General features: G+C 52.7%; 27 protein-coding genes and 2 pseudogenes. 21 read left to right on the top strand and 8 right to left on the bottom strand.

The window, feature by feature from the left end; all coding sequences use genetic code 11:
- The first annotated feature begins 95 nt into the window (after positions 1-95).
- Positions 96-356, top strand: a complete 261-nt coding sequence (locus QN215_RS00715; RefSeq protein WP_369344243.1) for a hypothetical protein — start codon at positions 96-98, stop codon at positions 354-356.
- Between the two features lie 702 nt (positions 357-1,058).
- Here the strand turns inward: QN215_RS00715 and QN215_RS00710 are convergent.
- Both QN215_RS00710 and QN215_RS00705 read right to left on the bottom strand, forming a co-directional pair.
- Positions 1,059-2,012 carry an aldo/keto reductase family oxidoreductase gene (locus QN215_RS00710; protein ID WP_033498220.1) on the bottom strand — a complete coding sequence of 318 codons (954 nt, stop codon included), beginning with the start codon at positions 2,010-2,012 and terminating at the stop codon, positions 1,059-1,061.
- Between the two features lie 10 nt (positions 2,013-2,022).
- Positions 2,023-2,643, bottom strand: a complete 621-nt coding sequence (locus QN215_RS00705; protein WP_369344047.1) for a TetR/AcrR family transcriptional regulator — start codon at positions 2,641-2,643, stop codon at positions 2,023-2,025.
- 278 nt (positions 2,644-2,921) lie between these two features.
- On the opposite strand from QN215_RS00705, the gene QN215_RS00700 reads away from it, so the two are divergent.
- The 4 genes from QN215_RS00700 to QN215_RS00685 all read left to right on the top strand — a co-directional run bounded on the left by QN215_RS00700 (position 2,922) and on the right by QN215_RS00685 (position 9,595).
- A complete protein-coding gene (locus tag QN215_RS00700; protein ID WP_369344242.1) occupies positions 2,922-4,904 on the top strand; it encodes a heavy metal translocating P-type ATPase in 1,983 nt (660 codons plus the stop codon).
- Positions 4,905-5,317: 413 nt separating this feature from the next.
- On the top strand, positions 5,318-6,550 hold the full coding sequence (locus tag QN215_RS00695) for an ISL3 family transposase (protein WP_369344241.1): 1,233 nt from the start codon (positions 5,318-5,320) through the stop codon (positions 6,548-6,550).
- A gap of 137 nt (positions 6,551-6,687) precedes the next feature.
- Positions 6,688-7,119 carry a CopY/TcrY family copper transport repressor gene (locus tag QN215_RS00690; protein ID WP_033495530.1) on the top strand — a complete coding sequence of 144 codons (432 nt, stop codon included), beginning with the start codon at positions 6,688-6,690 and terminating at the stop codon, positions 7,117-7,119.
- Positions 7,120-7,369: 250 nt separating this feature from the next.
- Positions 7,370-9,595, top strand: coding sequence for a heavy metal translocating P-type ATPase (locus QN215_RS00685; RefSeq protein ID WP_033495534.1), 2,226 nt, complete (start codon positions 7,370-7,372; stop codon positions 9,593-9,595).
- Between the two features lie 74 nt (positions 9,596-9,669).
- On the opposite strand, the gene QN215_RS00680 is transcribed toward QN215_RS00685, so the two are convergent.
- Positions 9,670-10,260: an MFS transporter gene (locus QN215_RS00680; protein ID WP_274518453.1), complete on the bottom strand. Its 591-nt coding sequence runs from the start codon at positions 10,258-10,260 to the stop codon at positions 9,670-9,672.
- 56 nt (positions 10,261-10,316) lie between these two features.
- Here QN215_RS00680 and QN215_RS00675 point away from each other — a divergent pair.
- The 10 genes and pseudogenes from QN215_RS00675 (at position 10,317) to QN215_RS00630 (ending at position 15,253) form a co-directional block, all read left to right on the top strand.
- Positions 10,317-11,617, top strand: a pseudogene (locus tag QN215_RS00675) (IS3 family transposase).
- Positions 11,602-11,847: pseudogene (locus tag QN215_RS10070) on the top strand (transposase); the annotation flags it as partial. The pseudogenes QN215_RS00675 and QN215_RS10070, both read left to right, overlap by 16 nt.
- A 315-nt stretch (positions 11,848-12,162) precedes the next feature.
- A complete protein-coding gene (locus tag QN215_RS00665; RefSeq protein ID WP_273172187.1) occupies positions 12,163-12,468 on the top strand; it encodes a ParA family protein in 306 nt (101 codons plus the stop codon).
- Positions 12,428-12,754 (top strand): hypothetical protein, encoded by a 327-nt coding sequence (locus QN215_RS00660; RefSeq protein WP_301452271.1) that lies wholly within the window; start codon positions 12,428-12,430, stop codon positions 12,752-12,754. The genes QN215_RS00665 and QN215_RS00660 overlap by 41 nt, the downstream gene beginning before the upstream one ends.
- A 56-nt stretch (positions 12,755-12,810) precedes the next feature.
- Positions 12,811-13,017: a hypothetical protein gene (locus QN215_RS00655; protein ID WP_369344239.1), complete on the top strand. Its 207-nt coding sequence runs from the start codon at positions 12,811-12,813 to the stop codon at positions 13,015-13,017.
- Between the two features lie 107 nt (positions 13,018-13,124).
- A complete protein-coding gene (locus QN215_RS00650; RefSeq protein WP_156958338.1) occupies positions 13,125-13,493 on the top strand; it encodes a hypothetical protein in 369 nt (122 codons plus the stop codon).
- A complete protein-coding gene (locus QN215_RS00645) occupies positions 13,486-13,770 on the top strand; it encodes a hypothetical protein (protein WP_301452273.1) in 285 nt (94 codons plus the stop codon). The genes QN215_RS00650 and QN215_RS00645 overlap by 8 nt, the downstream gene beginning before the upstream one ends.
- Positions 13,718-14,248, top strand: a complete 531-nt coding sequence (locus tag QN215_RS00640) for a hypothetical protein (protein WP_156958337.1) — start codon at positions 13,718-13,720, stop codon at positions 14,246-14,248. Before QN215_RS00645 ends, QN215_RS00640 begins: the two co-directional genes overlap by 53 nt.
- A 49-nt stretch (positions 14,249-14,297) precedes the next feature.
- A complete protein-coding gene (locus tag QN215_RS00635; protein WP_156958336.1) occupies positions 14,298-14,480 on the top strand; it encodes a hypothetical protein in 183 nt (60 codons plus the stop codon).
- The gene (locus QN215_RS00630; protein WP_369344238.1) at positions 14,477-15,253 is read left to right on the top strand and encodes a Fic/DOC family protein; all 777 of its coding nucleotides are present in this window, start codon (positions 14,477-14,479) and stop codon (positions 15,251-15,253) included. The genes QN215_RS00635 and QN215_RS00630 overlap by 4 nt, the downstream gene beginning before the upstream one ends.
- A gap of 436 nt (positions 15,254-15,689) precedes the next feature.
- Here the strand turns inward: QN215_RS00630 and QN215_RS00625 are convergent, their stop codons facing one another.
- The 3 genes from QN215_RS00625 to QN215_RS00615 form a co-directional block, all read right to left on the bottom strand.
- The gene (locus QN215_RS00625) at positions 15,690-17,477 is read right to left on the bottom strand and encodes an oleate hydratase (protein WP_033512380.1); all 1,788 of its coding nucleotides are present in this window, start codon (positions 17,475-17,477) and stop codon (positions 15,690-15,692) included.
- A 53-nt stretch (positions 17,478-17,530) separates the two neighbouring features.
- The gene (locus QN215_RS00620; protein WP_051917739.1) at positions 17,531-18,298 is read right to left on the bottom strand and encodes a TetR/AcrR family transcriptional regulator; all 768 of its coding nucleotides are present in this window, start codon (positions 18,296-18,298) and stop codon (positions 17,531-17,533) included.
- A gap of 405 nt (positions 18,299-18,703) precedes the next feature.
- Complete coding sequence (locus QN215_RS00615) at positions 18,704-18,985, bottom strand: hypothetical protein (RefSeq protein ID WP_369344237.1); 282 nt, start codon at positions 18,983-18,985, stop codon at positions 18,704-18,706.
- A gap of 141 nt (positions 18,986-19,126) precedes the next feature.
- Here QN215_RS00615 and QN215_RS00610 point away from each other — a divergent pair, with 141 nt between their 5' ends.
- Positions 19,127-19,771, top strand: coding sequence for a Fic/DOC family protein (locus tag QN215_RS00610; protein ID WP_369344236.1), 645 nt, complete (start codon positions 19,127-19,129; stop codon positions 19,769-19,771).
- Positions 19,772-19,889: 118 nt separating this feature from the next.
- Here the strand turns inward: QN215_RS00610 and QN215_RS00605 are convergent, their stop codons facing one another.
- Positions 19,890-20,375, bottom strand: a complete 486-nt coding sequence (locus QN215_RS00605) for a hypothetical protein (protein ID WP_162174647.1) — start codon at positions 20,373-20,375, stop codon at positions 19,890-19,892.
- A 402-nt stretch (positions 20,376-20,777) separates the two neighbouring features.
- On the opposite strand from QN215_RS00605, the gene QN215_RS00600 reads away from it, so the two are divergent.
- The 3 genes from QN215_RS00600 to QN215_RS00590 all read left to right on the top strand — a co-directional run bounded on the left by QN215_RS00600 (position 20,778) and on the right by QN215_RS00590 (position 22,522).
- Positions 20,778-21,617, top strand: coding sequence for a class I SAM-dependent methyltransferase (locus tag QN215_RS00600; protein ID WP_034254614.1), 840 nt, complete (start codon positions 20,778-20,780; stop codon positions 21,615-21,617).
- Positions 21,618-21,669: 52 nt separating this feature from the next.
- A complete protein-coding gene (locus QN215_RS00595) occupies positions 21,670-22,035 on the top strand; it encodes a cupin domain-containing protein (RefSeq protein ID WP_202962010.1) in 366 nt (121 codons plus the stop codon).
- A gap of 94 nt (positions 22,036-22,129) precedes the next feature.
- Positions 22,130-22,522, top strand: a complete 393-nt coding sequence (locus tag QN215_RS00590) for a DUF488 domain-containing protein (protein ID WP_034254610.1) — start codon at positions 22,130-22,132, stop codon at positions 22,520-22,522.
- Positions 22,523-23,510: 988 nt separating this feature from the next.
- On the opposite strand, the gene QN215_RS00585 is transcribed toward QN215_RS00590, so the two are convergent.
- Positions 23,511-24,149, bottom strand: a complete 639-nt coding sequence (locus QN215_RS00585) for a hypothetical protein (RefSeq protein WP_369344235.1) — start codon at positions 24,147-24,149, stop codon at positions 23,511-23,513.
- 114 nt (positions 24,150-24,263) lie between these two features.
- Here QN215_RS00585 and QN215_RS00580 point away from each other — a divergent pair, with 114 nt between their 5' ends.
- Together QN215_RS00580 and QN215_RS00575 are read left to right on the top strand one after the other, a co-directional pair.
- On the top strand, positions 24,264-24,809 hold the full coding sequence (locus tag QN215_RS00580) for a hypothetical protein (protein WP_033513734.1): 546 nt from the start codon (positions 24,264-24,266) through the stop codon (positions 24,807-24,809).
- Positions 24,806-25,108, top strand: a complete 303-nt coding sequence (locus tag QN215_RS00575; protein ID WP_033513732.1) for a transcriptional regulator — start codon at positions 24,806-24,808, stop codon at positions 25,106-25,108. The genes QN215_RS00580 and QN215_RS00575 overlap by 4 nt, the downstream gene beginning before the upstream one ends.
- Positions 25,109-25,148: the final 40 nt, after the last annotated feature.

Below are 25,148 nucleotides of genomic sequence, written 5' to 3'. Positions count from 1 at the left end.
TTCCAGCGGTGTTCTCAACCACTACTTCTCACTGTCAAACACCGCAGGCCAGGACGAGAGGGATTTCACGGAACCGGTACAGCTCTTTGCCCCAGATGCATCCTTCACCTCCGGACGAGGCGAAAGATCGACGGGAATCGACAAGACTTAAGATTTCTTCGACACCTACTTCGCCCGTAACGCAGAACTTCACCGTGTCTGGAGCATTCACCACGTCAAGTCAGCGCAATACGCCATTGAATGTGCGGTTGCAGGACGCAGCACAACAGGCAGACTCTTCGCCATCACAGGAGCAGACGCTGCGCTCCGCAACGACGACAGAAAAATCACATCGCTACATGTCAAATGTCCACTGACACTGCAAACACAATGGTCGCTGTCCGTAATCCAGTCCAGTTCCTCTTACTATTACTATCTTTTGTATCCTGCGCCCGTGGCGAGACCCGACAGGAGCCATTGATTGCCAGGATTTTCTTAAGAAGCCCGAATGGGTGCTGGCATCGGCATATACACATGTGTCTGTTTGGCGAGTTCGGCAAGAGAGTGGCAGCCAAGACAGTGCTCAGGATTGTGCGCAGGTTTGGCCTGAAATGCCAATCTGACGGGCGAATCAGTGGAGGAACTATTCCTCCTTTCTAGAAGATCGGCGAAATGGCCACCTGCACTGCGGTATTCACTGCACCATCTCACTAGCAGGCTTCCGTTCGAAAGACCATATTTCACGACCACTAGGACAGGGTCCTCCCGCGGCCAACTTGATAGCGACAGGCCGAAAGCTTCGTCTTCGATCCATGCGATCATTTTCCGCTCATCGCCAGTTCTTCCATGCCATGGGTGCGATACGTCAAAATCAACTGTCACGCTACATCCTCGGAAATCTCAAGCTCTTAAGCAGTCGAACGTCTCCCCTATACCTTGACGATCAAGCTAAAAGCTGTCAACTTAAAGTCATAATCTTCTTTTCTTACACGATTCACAGGCATGAAAATCGCACTCCATTCATTGAATTGAATATTCCAATTCAACAATGGGGTACGGTTCACCGGAGCGAGCGGATTTCAAGGCACCCGATGACCTGCTGCCTTGTACAGATCCCACCAGTCCTGACGTTCGAGCTGAACGGTATCACCGTCGATCATCTGTGACAGCCGTTGCGGATTCATCGATCCGAGGATGATCTGTATGTTTGCAGGGTGATACAGTACCCATGCCGTAGCGATTGCATTCAGTGTGGTGTTGTGTTTCTGTGCCTGTCGGTCAAGCTCATTGTTCAGTTCCGGGAAATGCGGATTTCCAATGAACGCGCCGTACTGGGTGTCGGATTGGAAGGGACTCCACGCCTGAATGGTGATGTTGCGTAGTCGTGAATATGGCAGGATGCCACCCTCGCGGCTGATTGCATCGTCGTCAGACATGTTCACGTGTATCCCGGCATCAATGATTGGCGTGTGCATCAGCCCAAACTGCAACTGGTCTACTTGAATATGGGTCTTCAAGGAAGACTGCAGATACTCGATCTGCCAGGGGTCCATGTTGCTCACGCCGACATGACGCACTTTGCCGGAGCTGATCAGTGTATCAATGACATTGGCGAACTCATCTGCGTCAACGAGTGGATCTGGGCGGTGCATGAGCACGCTGTCGACATAGTCGGTTCCCAATGCGACGAGTTCTCCATCCAGCGATTCCGTTAGATTCTTGACGGACGAGTCGTAGCGGCGGGCACTGCCATTGGAATAATCGATCAGTATGCCAAATTTCGTTTGAATGAAGACATCTGATCGCTCCACGCCGGTGTCTTTCAGTGCAGTTCCGAACACCTCAGAACTCGCATGGGCGTGACCCGCGCCGAATCCATAGATGTCGGCCGTATCGAAGAAATTCACGCCGCGCTTCAGCACGGTGTTCAGAACGTTCGCGGCATCGTATTTATTCAGTACGTCCATGCGCATCACGCCAAGAGCAATACGTGACGCGGCCATGTCGGCGGTTCCTATAGGTATGTTTTTCACTCAATATTCCTCATTTCTTGTGGATGCTGGTATGTTCGCCTGCAGTGATTTCCGCTGGCAGAAGCGTGCAAAGATATGAATTCAATGTGATGGGTGATTCCTTGAAATCATGGGAAGCCCACCAATCCACAGCAGTGGTGAAGCATCCTACGATGTGGTTGATGAGAAAGTCCTCGGGAACCTCATCACATAGATAGCAGTGCTGGTCGGCTCGAAGTTCGTCTTTCACCAGAGCATGCAGGTAGGGTTTGATCTTCTTGAGAAACAGTCCCGAACTGGTGCCTGTAAGCAATCCGCGAAGTCTGGCGTTGTCTTCACGAAGATGAAAAAGCAGGTGTGTGAGTGCGGGCATCAGTTCGCCGGGACGCTGCTCAAATCCATGATCCTGCAAGGTACTAGGTCGTGGCGAAGCGACATGGTGAAACATGTCGACGCACAGGTCGTCAAGCAGATCCTCCTTTGACTGGTAATGGTCATAGAAGGTGCTGCGGCCTATGTTCGCTTCGCGGATGATCTGCTGCACGGTGATATCAGAGTAGTTTTCCACTGCGAACAGTCCGGCGAAGGCATCGAAGATCGCCTGCTGTGTCCGTTGCCGACGCCTGTCCGGATCAAGTACGGTTCTTGACATGCTTCCCACCTTTATGCTCCCTGCATAGGGAGTTCCCCAGTTTGCACGACCGCATTTCCTGCAACCGTGCTTTCATCCCATACAACTACGCAGAAGTGTCCGATATCGAACAAACACACCACATTGTTTGTTGCGATCGCATAACCACACAATTAACAATTCAGTATAGAACAACCCATCCGGTAGTGAACACTCGCAATACAATTAATGAATTACTGAAGGCATGCGTAATGAACAACAATCGACGAGATGCACCGACACTTGCAGAACATGACCATATGACTTTGACAGACCTTCTCCCCCATGCAGGTGGATTGATTGCCCGTTACCCGGCTATGGCGGTAACTGCATTCGTCGGTGTGTGCAGTGCGGGGTTGTGGAATCCGGGCACACCTTGGCATCAGGGAGCGGTGTGGCTGATTGTGGCTCTAGTCGTCTATACAGCGATCGATACGATTCACGAGATGATCGTTGCTTTCAGAAAGGGCAGAGTTGGAGTCGATCTTCTTGCGTTGCTCTCTATCGCATCAACGGCAATGGTGGGAGAATACTGGGCTGCTTGGCTAGTATGCCTGATGATTCGTACCGGTGAGATGATCGAGATATATGCGCAGCGACGCGCACAGGAAAGCCTAACTGCCTTGGTCGATGCAGCACCCGCAACGGCAAACGTTGTCACGAGAACAGGGAATGATCTGCTGTCTTCTCCCTGGCAAGTGCGACAGATAGACCAGGTGAAGGTGGGCGATGTCCTCATCGTCCGACCTGGTGAAACAGTTCCTTCCGATGGTGAGCTTCTCAGCGATCGGGCCACCCTTGACATGTCCGCAATCAACGGGGAATCGATGCCTGTGCATGTCGGAAAGGCTGGGCACGTGCTTTCGGGATCCATCAACGGAGAGATGGCGCTTGCCATGCGCGTTGCGACTCCTCCAAACGAATCGCAGTACCAACGCATCCTTGACCTCGTGAAAACGGCAAGGGAGTCGCGCGCGCCAATAGTTCGAACAGCCGACACGCTTGCGATTCCATTCACGATTCTGTCACTGATCCTGGCAGGCGCGGCATGGGCTTTGACCGGCAATCCGGTCAGATTCCCACAAGTGCTTGTGCTGGCGACACCATGCCCATTGCTTATCGCGGCACCCGTTGCATATATGGGAGGAACCGGACGTTTGGCCCGGTCCTCCATCATTATCAAACGGCAGGAAATCCTGGAAGTGCTTGGGAAGGTGACCCACATCTTCTTTGATAAAACTGGAACCCTTACAAGCAAACAACCCCAGGTGACAAGGGTTGAACTGGCCGAGGGGTTTGAGCATACAGATTCGACATGGATACTTTGTGCTGCAGGGGCGTTGGAAAGCAATTCGGTGCATATTCTGGCCAAAGGCATTGTTTCGGCTGCCGAACGAACAGGGAAGGAGACATTGCTTGCAACGGATATTCGTGAGCTGCCAGGCCAAGGTGTACAGGGGGTTGTAGACGGGAAAACCGTTTGCGTTGGCAGAGCTGAATTCGTTGTGGGAAATGGCTTGTCGCTGCCAGGCAAATCAGATGAATGGAGCCAACAGAGCCGGAGTCAATGGAACAAGTGGGGCAAAGCTGCATTGAATGAGATGGCTGCATATGTTTCCATCGATGGCACGCCTGCCGCGAGGATTATTCTGCGTGATGTACCGAGACCGGCTGCCCGAGCATCCATCGAGAGATTGCGCGTGCTGGGCATCCACAAGATAACGATGCTTACAGGCGACCATATGGATTCGGCACAGATCGTGGCCAAGGAGGTTGGCATCCAGGATGTGCGTGCGTCCCTGCTACCGGAGGATAAATTCGCTGCGGTTCATGCAAACCGTGCCGAACAATCGGAAACTGATGTAAAACATCATGCCGAGATAACGATGATGGTTGGTGACGGTGTCAACGATGCACCCGTACTTGCTGCTGCGAATGTAGGCATCGCCATGACTGACGGGTCATCCACGGCGGCATCGCAATCCTCCCAGGTGGTCATCATGAACGATGACATTGGCGGAGTGCCTTCGGCTGTTGAGATTGCCCGCATGACGCGTAAGATCATGTTACAGGCGGTTGTAGGAGGACTGGTTGTTGCAACAGCGTGTATGGTTCTTGCAGCATTCGGGCTTATTTCCGTTGTCCTTGGAGCGCTTATCCAGGAAGGCATCGATGCAGCCAGCATCCTATGGTCACTGCGCACCGCATTCATCTCACAAAAGACTCTCCAAGTAGTGCGCTGAGCTCCTAGCTACCGAAGTGACAAGTGTGCGAGGGGATTCCTCTCTTAGACTCTTCACGACCAGAAATATAACACTTGTTACTTTATGACAGCATGGGGAATGTCGCTTGATATAAGAATACAGCAAGTGATATATGTCATGATTTGATGCAGTGCGCGCCAACGCGAAAATACGAACGGTCAAATTGCAGCGTAGTCGCTTCAGAAGAAATCGATAGATTGATAACTGAAACAGATATGACGAATACCCATATTGCCGAGTTTATGAATGACTCAATCAGCTACAACAGAGTGCGAGATATCAGGAAAATGTTGACAGCTCCCGTTTGTCTAACCGAATTCTTAAATAGGCTTTTCGCTGTTTGGTGTGGGTGGGCTGGTCGGGTGGAGGTGGCTGGCGGGTAGTTTGGGGGTATGGATACCACGTTGTTGTTCGCCGCCGCCTTGCAGTTGCCTGATTCCTGGAGGGTTTCGGGTGTGGAGTTGCGTGACGGGGAGGGCGGCAGACGCGAATTGCACATCATGATCGGATTCGAGCCCGGCTCGCGTTTTTCTTGCCCGCATGCGGAGTGCGGGCGGGAGGCGTGCCCGATGCATGATGTCAGGAACCGGGTGTGGCGGCACTTGAACTTCTTCCGGTACAAGGCGTTCATCCACGCGGGCGTGCCGCGCGTATCATGCCCCGAGCACGGCGTGCGTGCGGTGCCGGTGCCGTGGGCCCGTCCAGGCAGCGGGTTCACGCTGTTGTTCGAGGCGATGGTCGTGGAGCTGGCGAAAAGCCAGCCGGTCGCGGACATAGCCGAGCAGGTCGGCGAACATGACACGAGATTGTGGCGGTTCATCAGACATTATGTGGACCAGGCCCGCCTGTACGGGGATTACACGGGCGTGGAGGCGATCGGCATCGACGAGACCGGCCGCAAAGGCCACCGGTACATCACCGTGGTCGCCGATCTGGCGGAGCGCAACGTGATCTGCGTGGTGCCCGGCAAGGACGCGAACACCGTCAAACGGTTCGCGTTGGATTTCATGGACCACAACGGTGACCCGAACCGGGTGACACTGGTCACCTGCGACATGAGCCTGGGGTTCGCCAAGGGCATCCGCGAACACCTGCCCAACGCCGCCAAGGTGATCGACAAGTTCCATGTGATCAAGCACGCCAACGAGGCCGTCGACAAGGTCCGCAAGACGCAGGCCGGGCGCAACCCCCCGCTCAGGCGCACGAAATACCTGTGGCTGCGCAACGAGGAGGGCCTGACCGGGCTCCAGCTGGAGACCAAGCATAACCTGCAGAAACAACGGGTCAAGACCGGACGCGCCCGCCGGATGCGCGAGACCCTCCAGGACATCCACGCCACCGGCACGAGCCGGATGCAGGCCGAAGCCGGGTTCCAGACATTGTGCTCGTGGATGATGCACTCCCGTCTGGAACCCATGAAAACCCTCGCCCGCCGGATCCGTCGTCACTGGCAGGACATCCTCACGTATTTCGACCACCGGTGCACCAACGCGATCCTCGAGGGATTGAACGGCATCATCCAACACATCAAAACCCGAGCCCGCGGCTTGCGCAACATGGACTACTTCTCCACGATGATCTACCTGACCCGCGGCAAGCTCGACCTAGCCACCGTCACCATATAACCAGCCCCACCCACACCAAACAGCGAAAGGCCTATTTTCTGGCAGAAAGGTCGCATTATTGTGACTACGGTTGTAAACTAATAAGTGTTAGGAGACTACAAACGTAAACTTAGAATTCAATTAATGGAGGAAGCCAATTGAAGGATGCAAAGAATGTAACCATCACCGATTCTGAATGGATGGTTGTGAGAGCAATTTGGACAATGGGACATGCGACTAGTCGTGAACTAATCGATGCTATGAACGAATTAGAAGGCTGGTCAGCTTCAACAACCAAAACGCTACTTCACAGGTTGATTCAAAAACAGGCGGTTGCGCAGCATGGCGGCAGTCGACCATTCACGTATAAGCCGGTTGTTGGCGAGAAGGAATCAATGGCGGCAGCGGCAGATGATTTGTTTGACCATATGTGTGCGATGCGGGCTGGTTCAACAATTGCCGGCGTTATTCAGTCAAGGGAACTCTCACGGGCGGATATTGCGAACTTACAGGCGATTCTAGCTGAAAAGGCCAAAACAGCGCCCGAGGAAGTTCAGTGTAACTGCTTGCCAGGTGATCAAACGTGTTAAGACTGTGGTGTTCTGTCTACTTTTAGGATTGCTGCACAAAAATCCAGAATCTGGGATTTCTGATGGCGGAAATTTATGAATTTTTGTCGTAATTCTCATTCATATAGTGGCATGGTGCTCCGCAAAGCAGAAGCCTAAATATAAGAACCTGGTGGAAAAATCCCGAGCCCGGGGATTTCCACACAAGGAACTTATATTCCGGCTTCTAACCGCTTTGCTACGCACACTTATTTTTAGGGGGTCGATAATCATGGCAAATAAAGAGGACCATATGAACATGAAAAACATGAGTGCTAAGAATATGGAAAATAATGAATCAAATATGAGTCATATGGATCATGATGACATGAAAATGGATCACGATATGACCGAAACGGATCATAATCAAATGAACATGGATCACAGCCAAATGAACATGAATCATGAAACTATGAATATGAGTGGGATGAATCACGGTGATATGGATATGGCTGGGACCGACATGATGATGCACGGTGGCTCAATGATGCATATGGGGAATTTGAAAGTTAAATTTTGGGTCTCCGTTGTCTTAGCGATTCCAGTTTTACTGTTAGCACCAATCATGGGTTTAAACGTTTCCATCCTTAGTTTCAGTTCACCGCTAATTGTTGGCATTATCATCGTTTTGTTTGATACAGCACTTTACTTTTATGGCGGAATGCCATTTTTAAAGGGGGCTAAAGCGGAAATTCAGGATAAATCTCCTGAAATGATGACGCTAGTAACCCTTGGAATTTCCGTCTCGTATTTCTACAGTTTGTACGCATTTATTGCCAACAACTTCTTGAACCCGGAAAATCATGTAATGAATTTTTCGTTCGAACTTGCAACCCTGATTTTAATTATGCTTCTAGGACACTGGATTGAAATGAATGCATTGATGGGGGCTGGGGATGCCTTACAAAAGATGGCGGCCCTGTTGCCTAAGACGGCCCATCTAGTTACAGATAATGGTGAAACAAAAGAAGTGCCAGTATCTGATTTAAAAGTTGGTCAAGCTTTCCAAGTGCGTTCAGGTGAGAGTATTCCAGCCGATGGTGTTATTACGGCTGGGGAGTCGACCGTGAATGAAGCACTGGTAACCGGTGAATCTGCTGCCGTTACCAAGAACGTTGGCGATAAGGTCATTGGTGGTGCAACCAACAATAACGGGACGCTAACGGTTAAAATTAGTGGTACTGGTGACTCCGGCTATCTTTCTCAAGTAATGAAAATGGTTCAAAATGCCCAGCAAGCTAAATCTAAAGCAGAAGATAAAGCTGATTTAGTTGCCAAGTATCTATTTTACGCGGCACTTGGTGTTGGGATTATTGCTTTCTTTGCCTGGTTACCCCAGGGATTGGCGACTGCAATGACGATCATGGTGACCGTCTTCGTGATTGCTTGCCCGCATGCATTAGGATTAGCGATTCCATTAGTGGTTTCTCGTTCTACTACGATTGGCGCTCAAAATGGGCTATTAGTTCGAAATCGCCAAGCCATTGAAGCAAGTCAACATGTTAGCCACGTTCTCTTGGATAAAACTGGCACGTTAACAGAAGGTAAATTTACGGTGAATGCATTGATTCCAAATGATGGGATTGACGAAACAACGTTATTAAGCCGACTGGCCGCCCTTGAAAATAATTCGACTCATCCGCTGGCCCAAGCAATCATTACTGAAGCCCAAGCGAAGGACATTGAAGTCGTTGCGGCTGAAAAGTCTCAAAATATTCCGGGCGTTGGTATTTCCGGTAATGTTGATGGCACTGACTATACGATTGTTAATGGTAACTATTTAACGAAGCAAGGGATCAGGTTCGACGAGGCCGCTGCTGATAAATGGGCTGCTAAGGGTAATTCCGTCAGCTTCTTATTGCAGGGCACCCAAGTCCAAGGAATGGTTGCTGAAGGCGACACCATCAAAGCGGGTGCTAAGGAATTAATTAGTGGTCTTCAGAGGCGAGGAATTACCCCCGTAATGCTCACTGGCGATAATCCAAAAGCCGCGGAACACGTTGCTAACTTACTAGGATTGACTGAATTCCATGCAGGCCTATTACCAGATGATAAGCAAAAGGTTATTGCTGATTATCAAGCAAAGGGCAATCACGTCATCATGGTTGGTGACGGCGTAAATGACGCACCAAGTCTTGCCGCGGCCGATATTGGAATTGCAATTGGCGCCGGAACCGATGTTGCCATTGATTCCGCTGATGTTGTGTTGGTTAAATCAGAACCCAGCGATATTTTACATTTTCTTGATTTGGCTAAAATCACAAATCGGAAAATGGTTCAAAATCTCTGGTGGGGAGCAGGCTACAATATTTTCGCAATTCCACTCGCTGCCGGTGTGTTGTCATTTATTGGAATCATTCTAGACCCAGCCGTTGGTGCTGCGGTCATGGCGATGTCGACAATTATCGTGGCAATTAATGCGATGGGATTGACCGGTGAAAAGATTAAAAACGTGTAATTAAGTGATGACAAAAAGAGGAGAAAGATCAGCTGGTAGTCTGGTCTTTCTCCTCTTTATGATCATCATGTTAATTACTTATCTGGTTGCTCAGTTAATTTCGCCAATTTTTGATGCAGCCTAATGTCATATTGCCTGGTAATTGGCATTAACACCGCGACCACCCCGCAAATGGCAGCACCGATTCCTGCAATCACAAATAGGCGTTCAATGCCAATCACATCAGCTAGGGGACCGGCAAAAATTAAGCCAATTGGTCCAGCTAGATTCAACAAAGAATTCAAAACGCCTAGAATCCGCCCTAACTCTTCTGCTGGATAACTTTGTTGAATCATTGCCATTAAAAGCGTTGTAAAAAATGGGGTCGCAATTCCTTCAATGATGTTTAAAGCTGCGAACCATAAAAATCCGGTTTGGTTACCTGGCAAAATGCCGCTAATACCGGTTGGAATGCCAACCAGGAAAAACGCGATGATTACGGGCTTCATCCGGTCCTGCCACTTACCAAAGAGGCCAATGATAGTGCCGCCGATTAGCATGCCAGTTGAATAAATGGCTTCAATTAAGCCAGCCTGACTAACGGTTCCCTGAAAGTATTTCATGGTCATGAGTGGATACATGCTGGCAGCAGGCATGTAGGTTAGTGTGAAGACGGCGCCGATCAACGTAATGATATGGACTGGGTTTTGTTCCTGATTTCCCCCAGATAAGGAATGATGGGATGTTGAGTACGGGATATGCCAAGGAGTTCAGGGACCGGGCCGTCAGGCTGCTGGCCGAGTCCCGGGAGAATCACGCGTCGGAGACGAAGGCGTTGCAGGGCGTGGCGAAGGATCTGGGTGTGGCTGCGGAATCATTGCGCCGCTGGCAGGCCAAGGCTGATACGGCAGGCACGGCGGGTCCCGAGGAGTCCGGCGAGCTCAGGCGGCTGCGTCGGGAGAATGCGCAGCTGCGTCGGGCGAACGAGATCCTGTCGAGCGCGTCGGCTTTGTTCGCCTCACGGCTCGACCCGACACGACGTTGATGGTCGAGTACATCGACACTCATCGCCACCGGTTCGGGGTCGGGCCGATCCGCACGGTCCCGCGGGCTGCGCTGGCTGGCGGGTTTCTCACCGCCAGAGCATACCGGCAGGTCAAAGCCCGTGCCGCCAGCAGGATGCGTGCTCGTCACGAGACGCCGGCCCGTGACATCATGGTGATCCACGCGCACCGGTTCATGGCGGTGTACGGGTATCGGAAAGTCCATCGTCAGCTGATCCGCCGGGGATGGCGTGGGATCGGGCGTGACCAGGTGCTGCACGTCATGCGCTCCCTCACGATCCAGGGGGTGCGTCGGGGACGGAACCCGATCACCACGCGACCCGCCAGAAGCACCGGGGACAGGCCGGACCTGGTGAACAGGCAGTTCACCACCGAGGCTCCTGGACGCTTGCACGTGGCCGACATCACCATCGTCACGACTCGCGTCCGGCTCGTTCGCGTATGTGGCGTTCGTCACCGACGCGTACGCCAGAAGGATCGTGGGCTGGGCCGTCGCCGCGAGCCAGCACACCAGGACGACGCTGCCCCTGGTCGCGTTGGACCGGTCCATCAGCTGGACAGCCCGGCACGGGCGGACCACGGGCCTGATCCACCACAGTGATCATGGCACCCAATACATCAGTGCCCTGTACGGCACGCACCTGACACAAGCAGGCATCCTCGCATCCACCGGCAGCGTGGGCGACTCCTACGACAACGCGCTGGCCGAAACCGTCAACGGCGCGTACAAGGGCGAACTGATCCGCCGATCCAAGCCATTCGAATCCGTGCACGCGTTGGAACAGGCCACGTTCCCATGGGTCTCCTGGTGGAACAGCCAACGTCTCCATGAAAGCCTCGGCTACCGGACACCATGCGAAGTCGAAACCCTGTATCATCAACGCCAGGCGATATCAATCGCCCCAAAAACCAACAAAACAGCGTGAACAAAAACCAGTCCACTTCAAAGCCGGGTTCCAGACATTGTGCTCGTGGATGATGCACTCCCGTCTGGAACCCATGAAAACCCTCGCCCGCCGGATCCGTCGTCACTGGCAGGACATCCTCACGTATTTCGACCACCGGTGCACCAACGCGATCCTCGAGGGATTGAACAGCATCATCCAACACATCAAAACCCGAGCCCGCGGCTTGCGCAACATGGACTACTTCTCCACGATGATCTACCTGACCTGCGGCAAGCTCGACCTAGCCACCGTCACCATATAACCAGCCCCACCCACACCAAACAGCGAAAGGCCATAAAACATATAGAGCACACGAAATCATGTTTGCAAAGGTTGTTCTGATGTTTGCATGAGGGACTGCCGCCCCTCTACCCCGCCGAGCTGAATCAGCTCGACCATGCCCTCGGCACTGCCGCACGAATCAACAACAAAGTTGATTCGATTGGTTTCGGATAGCATTCAACGCGGTGAGTAAGGGATTATTTGAAATAGCTGCCAACAATAATAACCGTTTTATTGCAAGCAATAATTAGTGCTACAATAAAGACATAAGCAATAAAGACAGAAAGGCATAGTCATGGCACACTTCATCACCTTCGCCAACACCAAGGGCGGCGCGGCGAAGACCACAAGCGCCCTCATGTTCGCCGGTATCCTGACTGCAAGAGGGGAAAAGGTGGAAGTTAGGGACACCGACCCTTCCGGAGGGGCTACGGACTGGAAAAAGATGGCACAGAAAAACGGGACGCCTCTCCCCTTTCTCGTGCACAGCGCAAACATGAAGGAAGTAGATGAACCACCCGTATCAGACGCCGACTGGGTGCTTATCGACACCCCCCCCGTTGCAAGCCGAGATCATTCAAGCGGCAATCTCGGCGGCTGATCTTGTCATCATCACCACACAGCCAAGCAAACTGGACGTGACCCGAGCACTGGAAACGGCAGAGGCGGTCGATAAGCCCATGACGGTGCTGGTCACGCGCGTGGATGATCGCACGGTCGAGTGGCGTCAATGCGAGAAACGCATCAAGGAAGCCGGGCTATCTCGCCTGGATTCCTACATCAAGGCAAGAGAAAGCATCAAGCGAGCCATCGGCACCAATGCCATCCCGGCAGACAGTGGGTACAAGGAAGCCGTGGACGAGGTAATGGCCGCCTTCCGCCAATAAGCAACAAAAACATAAATGCAGAAAGACATTAGCAATAAAGACAGAAAGCAAGAATCATGGCAATAGATCTGAATAAGAAGGCAACGAAGAAGCTCACCGACGTGCTCATTGACAAGACCGGCGAGACGAAGGAGAAGACGCAGCAGATCAGTCTGTACCTTCCGGTGAGCAAGCATCGGAAGCTGAAGATGGAATCGGTAAGAACAGGCAAACCCATGACGAAAATCATTGAGGAATGGATAGACACAGAGATAAAGAACTAAGCAACAATGCAATAAAGACAGAGAAACAGAATTACATAAAAACACTAATATTGCTAGAATAAAGACATAAAGCGATAAATCTGTTAGGTGAGGCGACCATGGCTTTCATGTCTGGTGACTTTGTGTATGTGGCGGGCAATCTGGCGACGGATCCTCGCGTGCAGCGGTTTCCTGCTGCTGATGGGATGTATGACGAGGTGGTGTGGCTGACGGTGGCGGTGAACCATACGGGCGCGGCCACCGAGTATGTGGAGTTGGAAGCCAGGGGTAAGACGAAGGAATACATCAAGAACCTCGCTGCCGCACCCGTGGATCCGTTGTGCAAGGGTTCGTTCGTCATGGCCGGGGGCAGCCCGGCGAAGGCCAAGGGGAACAAGCGCAAGCTGAAGCTTGTGGTGTTCAGCAGTGAGACGAGCCTGGGCTATGACGTGCTCAACTGGGATCGACTGCATAAGGATGGTAAGTCCGATGAGTAGACGCTACTATCCGCGCCGGCCGGCGCGAGGATCAGTGCCCTGGCTGGCGACGCTGGTTGTTATGGCCGTGTTCGCGGCCTGGCAGGGGTATGGCAGGAATATCACCGCCGACTCCGGTTCCGCTCAGGCCAACGCCACGTCATCCTCTGCCTCGTCGCCGTCTGCGTCTGGTTCCTTCGCCTCGGCGTTCAAGGCTCCCGTGTCCTATGCGACGGCTTTGCGGTATGCGCGGCAGGAGAGTGTGGCCACGCCTCATCTTGCCGGGGTACAGCCGTGACAGCCAGTTCGGTGACTGGCAGAGAAGCAGCAGTCTGTGCGGGTATGGCACGACCAGGGATTACGTGTTGAAAAGGGATATGACGAACGTGGTCATGAACCGGTATTGCAAGATGCAGTCCGGCGACCTCCAGGATCCCTATACGAGTGAGAGCATGTATTTCGTGAAGGGTGAGAAGACGAGCATGCTGGTGCAGATCGATCATGTCGTGGCCGTGCAGGATGCCTGGGCGTCGGGCCTGTGGCGGTCGTCCAGGGCGGGGGAGCGGGTCTCCTATTACAACGATCCAGACGTGTTGCAGGCCGCCGGCGTGGACTGGGATGTGTCAAGCAGCCCGGTATGGCTGCCCGACAACACGGCCTGGCATTGCGACTACATGGCCAAAAGAGCCTACATCAAGCACAAGTATCGGCTCACCATGAGCAGTGCGGAGAAGACGCAGACCGTGAATCTCCTGACCCAGTGCGCGGCAAGGTGAAACACCGCTGATTGTGGGATAATGGAAGGTACGAGTAAGGGAGGGTTCAATGGATGAGAGGACACGACGAGCATTAGCGTTGCGTGACGGCATGCATTCCGCCGAGCTTGAAGGCGGGCGCGTCACCGACGCCTTCCATCGAGACGCGCAAGAGTATGTGGATGGATCCATTGACTTGCAGGGTTTGCTCGACCGGTTGAACCAACGATATGCCATGCATAGCAGCCTATGAGCGACGTTGACCCGTATCTGATTCCTGGCACCGGTGTGCTGCGCAACCTGGTCAACGCCCATAGCGGGCAGGCGTTGAATGCCGCTGAGAATGATTGGGTCACGTTCCGATTCCTGCAATTGCAAAAGACACCACTCACTGCCGAGGGGACGGTCAAGCAGTTGCAGTGGATCCATCATTTCCTGTTCCAGGATGTGTACGAGTGGGCGGGACGGATCCGCACCATCGACATGAGCAAGGGCGGTGGCAGCGTCTTCCAACCCTTGCAACTGTTCACCACGGGCGTGCGATACGCCGAGACGACGCTGCGCGATGATCATATGCTGCAAGGCTTGGATCGCGGCCGGTTCATCGAGCGTCTGGCCGTCAACTTCGACAACTTCAACACCCTGCATCCCTTCCGCGAGGGCAATGGTCGCACGCAGCGCGTCTTCTGGACGCTGATAGCCCGTGACGCCGGTTGGGGCCTGGACTGGTCGCAGGTATCCAAGCGAGAGAACGACATTGCCTCGTTCATCGCCCACGAGAACGTGGACCATAGCAAGCTGGAAGCCATGTTCGACAAGATCGTGCAACCGCTCCCACCCGAGCAGGATCGCCGGCTCCTACCCTCCATCGGCTTCAAGCCCGGTGGTCATGATGATTCCACAACACCGAACGTATACCAGGCATTGAGCGACAGCGAATACGAGCGGCAGCGCCAACGCTACGGCTACCAGACCAAAGGCAGTGACAAGTCCAAATTAAAGAAGACCGCCAGTTACCTACGTTAGGAACTCAAGGCGGAGGCCAAGCGGCTCACGACAGATCAATCTCCGCCTGAGATCTCGAAGTACCGGCACGGGCGGGGGAGATGAATCGTGGGCTGCCGCCCACGCCCGCCGATCTGGATCAGTTCGACCATTCTCCTAGAGCATGGATCAACAATCACGGTTGATTCGACTGCCTCGTATGCTGGCTGGCGGTGGGGCGTTTCAGCTTGGAAAGAAAGCGTATGGATTCGTATGACTGTGGTATGGCCTTGTGATCATCTGCGGAGGTGTTTCACGGAGAAACTGTGGGCATTGCCACATGACAAGGTAATGATGGCATCAAGAATGCATCTTCTCTTGGCTATGCGTATTTTTGACTTGGCCGAGAGAAGATGCGTTTTCCGTAGTCCTGTTGTAGAGGATCCTGGTTACGAATCGATTTTGAATTCAATCCGTTTTACAGGAGGTGGGACTCTTTGAGGAGTTCTTCTATCCAGGTGCCTTGGATTTTGTGTAATGCTTTGTTTTTCACAAGAGCAGGTATTGGTAATTTAGTTGGCAGAGGAGCTTCGAGAAGGCTCTTTCTATCGCGCAGATAGTACGCAGCTTTCAACAATTCTCTGATGTCATATGTGGATCCGAATACTTCAGGCACAGCGCGCTCCACATCGAGGAAAGAGTAAACCGCTTCCATTGCCGTGCGCACTGAATATTCGGTGGTGAATACCGTGTCTCTGGTGGGTGATTCGGCGAAGTTGCCGATGAAGGCAAGGTTCTTTGATCCTTGTGGTATTACCGCAGGCCTGTCGCCTGCCTTGCGTGGCATGAAATAGCTCGTGATGAACGGCATGTATGCAGGGTTGGTGTTGATGGAATCCTGTTTTGCAAGCTTCGGGATCAGCGCCTCGGGAACACCAAGGTGATAGAGCCACTCCTGAGTAATTTCTTCACCAGTGCATTCGGTAATTTTCTTGTGCACGTAGTTGCCTTCGGTATCGGAATACAGGCCATAAATCCACACAGTGGTTTCGTTCGGTCGTTGTTCTTTGAAGTGAGGTTGACGATGCACGGCGAAACTCAGCAGCCAGTTGGAATCGGTGACGGTGATGATACCGCCGGTATTGATTTTGTTGTCATGCAGAGGTCTCTTGGTCAGACGCTCGATATATGGATCGACTTCAGTGTTTTCTATGGTCGCTGTTGCAGAAATGAACCAGCTTCGTTGAGGCAAACCTTTATAGAACACTTCAGGATGCCCGAACTCAGGTGACTGTTTAGCGAGGTTCTTCCAAAGGGTCCAGCTGCCTCCTGGCTCCTTGGTGACGGGCGCAGGAGTGTGGTGGTCTCCATAGGTCGTCGATTCGGTGATGGAACCGTTGGTGACGAATACCAGGTCATCCTCACTCAATGGCTGTTCCTGATCCTCGCCGCTGACAGTGAGGATCAGTTTCTTCGCAACGATGCTGTCCCCATGCGATTCGACTTCAATATTGCGAACAGTGGTGCCATAGCGAATGTCAACATGGTGTTCTTCAAGGTATGCGAGGAGAGGCTTGACCATGGAATCATACTGGTTGTAGCGGTTGAATTTGAGCGCGGTGAAATCGGGAAGCCCATCAATATGATGAATGAACCGCATAAGATAGCGACGCATCTCGGCAAGCGAATGCCACTTTTCAAATGCAAACATGGTCGCCCAGTAGTACCAGAAATTACTGGCAAAGAATTCCTCAGAGAAGAAGTCTTCGATGGTCTTATCGCCGGTTTCACTCTCCGGCATCAGTATCAGTTTGACGATTTCCTTCTGCGCATCATCTGTGAGTGTGAAATCGCCGTCACTAGGCTCGCGGTCACCTCGCTCGTGTATGAGTCGGCAGTTTGAAGAATTCGGGTCATCTTTGTCAAGCCAGTAGTATTCATCGAGATATGAGGCTCCCGGAACTTCCAAGGATGGGATGGACCGGTACATGTCCCACAGGCATTCAAAATGGTTTTCCATTTCGCGACCGCCTCTGGTGATGAACCCTATATCAGGTCGCTGAATGCCATCAAGTGAACCTCCTGCCAACGGCAGTTCCTCCAATATATGGATGCGCTCCCCAGCAACCTGCCCGTCTCGGATGAGGAACACGGCGGCCGAAAGGCCAGCTAGTCCGCTCCCGACAATATATGCTGACACTGAATCAGATCGAGCTGGTTTGCGTGGGTGAACGAACGCTTCATAATTACCACTTGAGTAATGCATAGTATTTCCTTTCGAAGCTAATGACATATCTGTGAATTGTTGCGATAGAACTATCAGGAAACATCGTGAGCCGGGATGACGGCCAACCAAGAGTCGTTGTCGTCACTGGTGTGAGCTGCTTGCGTCCCCAGATTCAACTCACCACGGTTGGGTGTGGCGTGGCGTGCGCCGATACTTTCAAAACCTTCGACGATAATCTGAATCTGCATGCGAAGACTCATCGAACCAGCACCCGCGAATCTGGTGGCCGGGTTCAAATCCGTCTCAGGTAAGGCAATATCGAAATGCAATGCAGCGAAGATTGCACGGGCGGTCAGTCGTGTCAGCAAACTGTGCGCATCAATATGCAGCGCGCCGCCTAACACACCTGCAACCTCGCTTTCAAAGCCTCTGACCAAATCAATGCCGGCACGCCTATAACGATCGTTGGAATCACCGAACAGCAACTCCTTGTGATATCTGGCAAAGTTTCCAGCTTCAGGACTGTTCATCGCATCGGCAATGGGAAGCGAGAGAGCAAGAATACGATCGCAAAGACTAGCATCCGCCGGAAGATCATTCTGGGCTTTTCGGCCAGCTTGTATTGCTTGTTCCAGCGAAGAGTTATACACCATGAGAAACAACTCAGTTTTCGAAGATGCATGATAGAACAGCGTTCCGATACCAATATCAGCCGTGTCAGCAATATGTTGGACAGTTACCGCGTCATACCCTTTTTCAGAAAACAATTCATGTGCAACGTCGAAAATTTTCGCACGCGTAGCAGTGGTGTTACGTTCACGGCGGCTAATCTTCATCCTCTCTTGCATTCCTGTGGTCATGCTTCCTACCTCTTTGATGATGCGCTAGCTGAATCTACCTATAGTTATAGAGCATACTCTAAAACGAGTATACTCTAAAATTTGTCCTGTCAGAGAAAGTACGCTGCCTTGCATACCTTCAGCCGGCGGAACAGTGCATGCGAAATCTCAGTTAAACAGGCAAACAACCCCCACCTCTGCAGTCAATGTGCCTGACACGGTCTTCACTTTGATTAACGCGGATAATGAAAGGACTGTTCTTTGGGCAGACGCTGAGTCTGGGACCATGAGACGCGTTTGACTTGTAGTTTTGTTCGACGTGGGATTGTTGGGGGAATCGGGTGTCCTGCATCTGCGGGACGAGAAAGAGGCATTTCTCGCGGTGGAGACGTTTTGGCGCGCTCGATCCAGGTTGGGGGCATTCGCCTATTGGTGTGCGCTGTTCGTCAGCAATGTCATGAAGCATGCCCCGAGGCATATCAATGCCGAGACGGTCATGACTGCGGTGAATCCTTGGGCGAACGCGGGGTATGACAGTGTGGTGCTGAAATGGTAGAACATCATGACGGATATTGCTGTGCCTACAGCGCCTCCCAGCTGTCTTGATACGTTGAATACGCCTGAGGCGTTAGTAATGTATTCCCTTGCAACGGAACCGAGCATGGCTTTCTGCAGCGCAGGTCCGTCATCGATATGTCTGCGCTGCACACTGACAGCGCTAACGCTAATGTTGCGTATGGCGTGCCTGGGGGTGAAGCGAAGACAATCCACCCGTACCCTGCTGTCTGAAGTATGAACCCCGCCACCGCAACTGTTCTCTCGCCATAGGTGTCGGCCATCTTCCCCAGGATGCCTCTCAGGGCCGAGGGTACGGTTAGCCAGTTGCAGTGGATCCACCATTATCTCTTCCAGGATGTGTATGAGTGGACGGGACGGATCCGCACCATCGACATGAGCAAGGGCGGAGGCAGCGTCTTCCAACCCTTGCAACTCTTCGACACGGGCGTGCAGTACGCCGAGACGACGCTGCGCAACGATCATATGCTGCAAGGCTTGGATCGCGGCCGGTTCATCGAGCGTCTGGCCGTCAACTTCGACAACTTCAACACCCTGCACCCGTTCCGCGAGGGCAATGGTCGCACGCAGCGCGTCTTCTGGACGCTGATAGCCCGTGACGCCGGTTGGGGCCTGGACTGGTCGCAGGTATCCAAGCGAGAGAACGACATTGCCTCGTTCATCGCCCACGAGAACGTGGACCATAGCAAGCTGGAAGCCATGTTCGACAAGATCGTGCAACCGCTCCCACCCGAGCAGGATCGCCGGCTCCTACCCTCCATCGGCTTCAAGCCCGGTGGTCATGATGATTCCACAACACCGAACGTATACCAGGCATTGAGCGACAGCGAATACGAGCGGCAGCGCCAACGCTACGGCTACCAGACCAAAGGCAGTGACAAGTCCAAATTAAAGAAGACCGCCAGTTACCTACGTTAGGAACTCAAGGCGGAGGCCAAGCGGCTCACGACAGATCAATCTCCGCCTGAGATCTCGAAGTACCGGCACGGGCGGGGGAGATGAATCGTGGGCTGCCGCCCACGCCCGCCGATCTGGATCAGTTCGACCATTCTCCTAGAGCATGGATCAACAACCACGGTTGATTCGATTGCCTATGGTGATAGCTGTGTAGGTTAACTCTTGGTGCGTAAAACGAACAATTATTGAGGGCATCCCCATGTTCACTCTGATACGTAGTGCCGCTTACCCAAAGATTGCGTCCAGAGGGAGTGGCCCCCAAGCCGTAGATGAGGGAAAAGAGGCGCATTGCCTCCTCCTGCAGACTTGCTATGAGTGCGATATCTTCAGAGCTTCTGTTCTTCTTGCCACGTAACGCACGCAGGCGAGGGTCAAGGTTGATATTGCCTTCGACGACTCTCTTGACTGTCTCATCCCAATTCTCGGTACGCTGCTGGGAATCGACGTAACGCGCATATGTGCGCTTGTAGGTCACCCAGCCGAGCGGCCCCCAGTGAGGTTGCACATCCTTGACGACTTTTGCTATGGCGTCATCTGCAAGTTCTACCACAAACCTATCATTCACCGTTTCACGCTTTCGTCTTTATCGTTGTATCGAAACCACTATATATAGTGATGGTATTTTTTTCGACACAAGATATAGTGTTTGTAAAGTAAGCGTGGCTCGTGGATCCGCCATCGCACTGGAACGAGGGATCTTGCCATGACGCCGTGTCGTGCGGTTGCGGGTTGTCGGCTCATGCAGGGAAAAGGCATGGCACCGAGTAGATTCGCATCTTTGGATCGCCCATGTTTTCTTGAATCAATCGCTTCGCGCGCACGTGGCTGGTATCAGATTTCGAAGTGATCTCCAGTCCAGTCCATAATTATTCGGTTACTCAGCGGTCAGTCAGTGGATGGTTCCGCCCTGCCTTTATCCGCATCAGGTATCTGGAGTGTCTTGTCAGGGCTCATTATAGTGTGACGCATGGGAACCAATTCTTTACCTACATCAGAACGTCATGCTGAAGACTTTAGCGGTGATGAGCTGCCTTTTTCGGAGCGCGACTCCGCACACCTTCCCGGGCACTGGCTGCTCGCTCGCCTCGGCAAGCGCGTGCTCAGGCCGGGTGGACTGGAATTGACACAGCATATGCTTGACCATGCCAAGGCGGAAGGTGGTGATGTGGTCGAATTTGCTCCGGGTCTTGGTCGCACCGCGACGGAGATCCTGGGGCACTCGCCGGCCAGTTATATTGGCGTCGATGAGGATCCCAAGGCGGCTGCAATCGTCGGCCAGATCGTCGCTGGTAGAGGGCATTGCATCACGGCGAATGCCAGCGATACCGGTCTGCCCGAGGCAAGCGCCGACGTGGTCGTGGGCGAGGCAATGCTGACAATGCAGTCCGACCGTGGCAGGCAGAAGATCATTGCCGAGGCCGCCCGCCTGCTGCGTCCAGGTGGGCGCTATGCCATTCATGAGCTCGGGCTGCAGCCCGACACCTTGGACACGAAGGTGAAGAATGCCATCCGCAAGGAACTGGCTCAGTCCATCAAGGTGAGTGCGAGGCCGTTGACCGCAGCCGAGTGGACGGCATTACTGAAGGATGCCGGTTTCGAGGTTGACTGGGTTGATGCGGCACCGATGGCCTTGCTGAACATGAAACGCAATATCGCGGATGAAGGAATCATTGGGGTGTTGCGCATTGTGAAGAACCTCCTCAAGGACAGTCAGGCGAGAAGTCGGGTTCTCACTATGAAGCGTACTTTCACCAAATACAAGAAGCATATCAATGGCATAGCCATCGTCGCCCATAAGCTGGGGTGAAGGATTATCCGTCACGAGAATAAGAGCACGCTAATACCGAAAGGGAAATATAATGTCTGATGAGCACGGTGAGACGGGGGGGCTTGGATTCATTGGCGATGTCTCGTCATTGGTCAAGGTTCAGGACGAGGCCACGGTGTCTCGCACGATCATGGAGCATGCTGGCGGCAATGTCGTGCTGTTCTCCTTCGATGCGGGGCAGGTTCTGAGTGAGCATACCGCAGCGATGCCGGTGTTCGTACAGGCCGGGTCCGGCCATCTGAAGGTTACCGCGTCGGGCAAAACGGTCGATCTGGTACCTGGTGGCTTGGCGTATTTCCCGACGCGTCTGCCGCATGCGGTGGAGGCTGTCGAGGCCTCCGTCATGATGCTGACGATGATCACTCCGGCGCGAGACGCCAAGGAAACGAGCGACTAGGCACGCGTCCTCTCATGGTTGCTGACAAGCGTTGGGGGCGTAAGCGATTTGTCAGTGCGTGATGGTTATAACGGTCATCAGGGGAGTGTGAAACATGAAGCATTCGATGATTATGATGCGAGTCTATTCCTTGGATCCGGATACACAGGGGTATCGCATACTTGTCGATCGTCTATGGCCGCGTGGCATGAAGAAAGATAGGCTTCGCTTGGATTTGTGGGCGAAGGAGGTTACTCCTTCAACACCGCTGCGTACATGGTTTGGGCATAAGGCCGAGAGGTTCGAAGAGTTCCGTAACCGCTATATGAGTGAATTGGATGCGAGCGACGAGGCGGCTGAATTTGCTCGTAATTGTTCGCACATCATTCGCGATCAGGACATATTGCTGTTGTACGCGGCAAAGGATACCGAGCACAACCATGTGATGGTTCTCAAGGAGTGGCTGTTGCAGCAGCCATCCTTTGAGAGCATCGAACAGGCTGCATAATTCATATGTGAAGCAAATCGCATCCGGAAATCCAGTGTAGTCAGTTCTTTCTGGCCAGACCGCGTGTATACACCGGTAATCATGGGCTTGTAAGGGGGGTGGCGGAGACTGGAGAATCAGTCCAAGAACAAACTCGATTAGTGCTGTGGGAGGCGACAGGGAATGTTGTCCACACAGTGGTTGGGATTCCTATAAACGACTTCCAGAGAATCTGAGCCTTGATAAATCCCGGTCAACTGGTCGTCACATATGATTTATTTGTTGTTATACAGAATCTCACAGTCTCATGGCGACGTATACAGGCCGGCAGTCCAAGCCATTATTGTTTACCTTGAGGGTTACGATTTTCTTTCTGATAGCAGGCATATCAAGTGCATCATCGTCGATCTGAGCATGAGATACTGTCACCTCCTCTAAGTCATTGCTCATCTCCCAACGCTGAAATGGTCATCAATCGGTTTCGTATCGTCTAGCTGTTAGAGCGGAATTTGGATACACGACAACTTCGTGCTCCATGTGCCATTGAGGACAATAAATCATTCCTCAATAAGGTATTTAGATTCCAGTAGGAGCCGACTCATAAAGACAGAATGAACTTAACGCCAGCAAACTCAAACTCTTATATGGCATCAATGAATAAATTACCAAACAGAACACAGTAGACTTAGCGCTTTCCGCCGATCATCGTCACGTCCGTCGCCTGCTGGATGCATCAAGATCGATCTGAAGATATTAGGAATCGCAGCGTTTAAAAGCTTGCAACGCTCATCAGAAGTCATCGGTCAACTGCATCCATCTATGGATGCAGTCATGATCGTATTTAAGAAGAACCGTTAGACCAGTATCAACATTTGTCGCTTCTCCTATTCAGACGGTCACGCCGAGACGTTAATTGTGAGACCAGAAATTCAAAACGATTTGAATCTAACTTAGAGAATCTGTCTAATCTCCTCAGTCGGAGTGCCTCGATCATAGAGCAAACGAAGGTTTATGATTGCAGTTCACCACTTGCCTCTGCAGTCCCACACTCCTGTAACGATTCCGCCAACCGCACCGAACAGACCGCTCGGGGGCTACGCCTTCGATGCAGCCAATTTCTGCTGACGCGCCACATCCGGCCACAGCACCGGCCAATGCCCCCGTCGATACCGTGATTGGCCATGCAGTTGTACCATGCCTTACTTGGGGCGCTGATTTTTTCCTCACCATATAACCCAGTCGCCGTCGGTTTTTGAGAAATAGTAATCGTGGCCTCATGGTCTGTTGCCAGAATCCACGCACCAACCGCGACCTCGGGGTAACGTTGTTCGAGCTGTTGCTTGTACGATGCAAGGCTTTCGATGGTCTTGTCTTGGCCGTCTTTGATGACGAGGACGTCCGGAGATCTCAATGCCAAGGTGTACTTGGTTCCGATCTTCAAAGTCGCCGTCGCCGAACGGGTCGCCTCATTGTCCGAATACGAGAGCACATAGCCTCCAGCGGTGGGTTCGGTGGATGTCGATACTTGTTTAACCTGCGTTGCAGGCTCTGCCGCTTGGGCATGCAGTTCTGATCCTGCCATGACGAAAACTAAGGCCAGGGCGAAGGAGAACAACACTGTTCCCACACGATAAATTGAACGCAACATATGCATGAACCTCTTTCTTCCAACAACGGTTGACGAGAAACCCCCTCATCAAGTTCTCGATTAAGAACCGTACCTTACTTTGCACCAATAACAGAATCGTGTATACTTGCCAACATGGATACTATTAACGATATTACAACCGATGACGACACCCACGACATCAGCACAGCGACACCGGCAGAGGCGAGGGAACTCCTCAAGCACAGCGGTGATGCCAGTGGCTTCATGCCGTACCGGGAGATCCGGTCGTACGGATGGACGGTCGCCTGGGTCTCGAGCGTCCAAGTCCTATTGTTCCTGACGCTCGGTGCGTGGTGGTCTGTCTCATGGTCCTGGAACGGCATCATTTTCCTCGGCATATGTGCGGTGCTGCTGTCGTTTTTCGCGGTACGCAGCGAACGCAATCACCGTCACATTCTGCCCCGTGGCAGCAAGCATCTCGAGCGTATCGTGTTGGGTTGGAGAAACGTACTCCTAGCGATAGGCTGCGTGCTGCTGGGCGCGGCGGCGTCGAGTGCCGGTCTACCCGCGTCGTTCAGCTCGACAGGGAGCAGGGGTCTAGGTTGGATGGCGTTGGTGGCAGGGATCATCTGCGCCGTCGGCTGTGCCTGCCGTCTAATCTTCGCGGTTCGACTCCTAGCAAGTAAGCGAACCGCATGAATCTCTCAGACGATCTGCAAGATTGGGACAGAATCATTCTCTCACCACTGAGATTCACGATTATGTCGCTGATCAACCAAGCTGACGCGGTCGGCTTCGCGGACATTCGCAGAGCCGCGCAGACCACTCCACAAACACTGAGTAAACAGGTCACCATCCTCGAAAACGCTGGATATATCAACGTCAGCAAGATTGCCCGCGGCAGACGCATACTCACCGAAATCAGCGCTACCGACGAGGGGCGGCGGGCATTCAAACGACAGATCGACATCCTCAAGCACATCGCCGACGCCCGCTAATCGTATGCATGCTACATCCTGCCCCTTGCATCAAACTCAT

The sequence above is a fragment of the Bifidobacterium sp. WK041_4_12 genome, assembly GCF_041080795.1.
Classification (GTDB): Bacteria; Actinomycetota; Actinomycetes; order Actinomycetales; family Bifidobacteriaceae; genus Bombiscardovia; species Bombiscardovia aquikefiricola.
Note: the sequence above shows the minus strand (reverse complement) of the source record. Positions and strands in the feature narration are given on the sequence as shown.